Raw genomic sequence first — 3,238 nt, forward strand, 5'->3', positions numbered from 1 at the left:
CGGTCGGTTAAGCTGCAATGTCCAGCTTATCAGTTCCTTCTCTGTTGCCTGAAGCGATGGACAATCGATTTCTAATAAATCCACTTCATATTCCGCAGATGAAATGACAATCCACGTTTTTTCGTTTTTTTCTACGCGTTGGCCCTCTATAGGAGAAGATCCTATATGATCGCCTAACCACACCACATCAGCATTGCTAATTAAATCGTTCCACTCCGCTATAGATTTCGAAACAGCATGTACCGGACAGTTCAAAATGTGCTTCAGCGGCTTCAACCAGTCTGTCGTGCTCATTTCTCTATCTCCAATCTCCACAAGCATTTGCGGCTGCGTGCTTCCTCCTATGGGAGGACACCTATTGCGATTAGCAGCTCCATATAAGCGGATTAATAAGTAAAAAAAGTTTATTCGCACCTTTTTGTGGAATAACGCTTTTTCCCGTCATTGTACCACAAGAGCTTGCTTAATTCAGCCTATTACCAGTAAAAGAATGATTGACAAGAGTGCGAATAACGCAGCAATTAAATATAGAAACGAAACCGTTTGAACCTGGCTCAGTCCCCATTTCATCAAAAGATGATGCGTATGCAGCTTGTCCGCATGATGCAAGCCTTTACCGCTTATAAGCCTGCGCAGCATGACATAAGCCGTGTCAAATATAGGCAATCCAAGCGCCAGTAATGGAACTAGCAAGGTAATGAATGTTGCTTTCTTAAACGCTCCATCAACAGCAATTACAGCAAGCGTAAAGCCTAGGAAGGTTGCTCCTGCGTCACCCATAAAAATTCTGGCTGGATAAAAATTATGAACCAAAAAACCAAAGCATGCTCCGGCTACAATAATGGCAAGAATAGCGGTGCTTGGCTGACCTTTGACGAGCGCCACCGTCAATAGCGTTAGTGCTGACAGCGTACATACCCCTGAAGCCAGCCCATCTACGCCATCAATAAAGTTGATCATATTGATTAACGCGAAAACCCATAGCATCGTTGTCAGCCACGATACCCAATCGGGAAATGAAATAAACAAATGTGTAAACGGATTGGTAATACCCGCAATTTTGATATGAAATAAGCTTGGGATTGACGCAGCACCCATATAGAGGATGACACGCGGCCATATCGGAAAGTCTTTCCCTTTTGCCTTTGACGCATCATCAAGAAGTCCAATAATTACGAGCACGGTTCCACCCGTAACTATGGTCCAAGTGAGCGGAGTGAACCCGATAAAAATAAACATCGTAACGATGCAGCCAACAAAAATAGCCGCGCCACCCATGAGAGGGATCGGCTTGTTATGTATTTTTCTCTGATTAGGACGATCGACAAAACCAAGTCGCAGCGCAAATACACGAAGCGGTGGTACGCTTGCAAATACGATCGCGAAGCTAATTAAAACCGCTAATCCGTATACCATTGCAACTACCCCTTTTTCTATTTCATTCCTATATGTATACATTGTTCCCTTATATCGATAAAATACAAGAAACAAATCAAACCTGTTTGACCAAATAACATCTGCCATGGTACTATCTATTCAAAGTTTACTTATCGGATTAATGTAATTTTATTTTCTACTATTTATTTGAAAAAGAGGAGTGCACCCATGTCCAAGATTGTAATTATTTCAGGCAGTCCAAATGCTTTATCTCGTTTAAATGGCATAACACAGTACGTAGAGCAACAATTGATAACAAAACATCTTTCGGTTGATACCATAACCGTGGTTTCTTTGCCAGCCGAAGATCTAATTCACGCTCGTTTTGGCAGCCCTGCTATTATAGAAGCCAATCAGCTTGTCGAGAATGCAGATGCTGTTATTATTGCAAGCCCAGTTTACAAAGCATCTTATACAGGCGTTCTAAAAACGTTTCTAGATCTACTGCCGCAGAAAGGACTTGATGGTAAAATCATTGCTCCTCTGTTTATCGGCGGCACCATCGCTCATCTACTCTCTATTGACTATTCCCTCAAGCCGGTACTCGCATCCATGGGCGCGAAATTATATGTTAGCGGAGTGTATGCCGTTGATTCCCAAATCGAGCGTTCACAAGAGCCAAATGAAGCTCCAGTATTTGAATTAAATGATGAACTTAAACTTCGTCTAAACGAAACGGTAAACGAGCTTGCTTATGAATTGAATCTACGGAGTAAAAACTAAGATTCATTCATTATCTGGTTTTAACTATGCAAAAAAAGAGTTTGTCCACTTTACTGATGGGCAAACTCTTTTTTATTTCGATTATAATCAAACAAAAAAACCGCAGATCCTAAGATCTACGGTTGTATAGGTTTGTTTAGAAAAAAAATGGTGAGCCATGTAGGATTCGAACCTACGACACCCTGATTAAAAGTCAGGTGCTCTACCAACTGAGCTAATGGCTCTTGCTGTAAAAGAAATGGTGGAGGATGATGGATTCGAACCACCGAACTCAGAGAGAGCAGATTTACAGTCTGCCGTGTTTAGCCACTTCACTAATCCTCCATACTATTACTTATTTCTCGTCGTAACGAAAAATAAAGTGGTGGCTCGGGACGGAATCGAACCGCCGACACGAGGATTTTCAGTCCTCTGCTCTACCGACTGAGCTACCGAGCCTTACTTTAAAGAAAAATGGCGGAGCTGACGGGATTCGAACCCGCGGTCTCCTGCGTGACAGGCAGGCATGTTGGGCCACTACACCACAGCTCCAAGTGGATCCGGTCATAAAACCGAATAAGTACATATGGTGGAGGATGACGGGATCGAACCGCCGACCCTCTGCTTGTAAGGCAGATGCTCTCCCAGCTGAGCTAATCCTCCAGATGTTACGATAAAAAAGGTAATGGTAGCGGCGAAGGGGATCGAACCCCCGACCTCACGGGTATGAACCGTACGCTCTAGCCAGCTGAGCTACACCGCCACGCTTGTCCCCCGAATAGTTGTCGATTGCAGCGTTCGGGGACGCTTGCAAAGTCAGAACATTACGCCCTGAAAACTGGATACGAAAGATTAGGCTTGCTGAAGCCTTTATGCTGCTGTCTACTGGATGTATGGGTCACAGTAAACGTGTTTAGGATAAGCCCTCGACCGATTAGTATTCGTCAGCTACACACATTGCTGTGCTTCCACCCCGAACCTATCAACCTCGTCGTCTTCAAGGGGTCTTACATACTGGGAAATCTCATCTTGAGGGGGGCTTCACGCTTAGATGCTTTCAGCGCTTATCCCGTCCGTACTTGGCTACCCAGCGGTGCTC

The 3,238-nt window shown here is 44.1% G+C and carries 2 protein-coding genes, 6 tRNA genes, 1 rRNA gene and 1 pseudogene; 1 reads left to right on the plus strand and 9 read right to left on the minus strand.

Annotated features, from left to right (window positions below; all coding sequences use genetic code 11):
• Both AC1DSE_RS33115 and AC1DSE_RS33120 read right to left on the minus strand, forming a co-directional pair.
• Window positions 1–294 (minus strand): annotated as a pseudogene (locus AC1DSE_RS33115) (PucR family transcriptional regulator); the annotation flags it as partial.
• Between the two features lie 174 nt (window positions 295–468).
• Window positions 469–1,416, minus strand: a complete 948-nt coding sequence (locus tag AC1DSE_RS33120) for a glycosyltransferase family 4 protein (RefSeq protein ID WP_076270766.1) — start codon at window positions 1,414–1,416, stop codon at window positions 469–471.
• 189 nt (window positions 1,417–1,605) lie between these two features.
• Here AC1DSE_RS33120 and ssuE point away from each other — a divergent pair, with 189 nt between their 5' ends.
• Entirely contained in the window at window positions 1,606–2,160 is a 555-nt protein-coding gene (gene ssuE, locus AC1DSE_RS33125; RefSeq protein ID WP_477512233.1) for an NADPH-dependent FMN reductase, read from the plus strand.
• 148 nt (window positions 2,161–2,308) lie between these two features.
• Here ssuE and AC1DSE_RS33130 read toward each other — a convergent pair.
• The 7 genes from AC1DSE_RS33130 to AC1DSE_RS33160 form a co-directional block, all read right to left on the minus strand.
• Window positions 2,309–2,384, minus strand: a tRNA-Lys gene (locus AC1DSE_RS33130).
• 15 nt (window positions 2,385–2,399) lie between these two features.
• Window positions 2,400–2,484: transfer RNA gene (locus AC1DSE_RS33135), tRNA-Tyr, on the minus strand.
• 38 nt (window positions 2,485–2,522) lie between these two features.
• Window positions 2,523–2,598: transfer RNA gene (locus AC1DSE_RS33140), tRNA-Phe, on the minus strand.
• A gap of 16 nt (window positions 2,599–2,614) precedes the next feature.
• Window positions 2,615–2,691, minus strand: a tRNA-Asp gene (locus AC1DSE_RS33145).
• Between the two features lie 35 nt (window positions 2,692–2,726).
• Window positions 2,727–2,802: transfer RNA gene (locus tag AC1DSE_RS33150), tRNA-Val, on the minus strand.
• Between the two features lie 23 nt (window positions 2,803–2,825).
• Window positions 2,826–2,902 (minus strand) — tRNA-Met (locus AC1DSE_RS33155).
• A gap of 151 nt (window positions 2,903–3,053) precedes the next feature.
• Window positions 3,054–3,238, minus strand: a 23S ribosomal RNA gene (locus AC1DSE_RS33160); the annotation flags it as partial.

The organism is Paenibacillus sp. 01L418 (assembly GCF_056400045.1).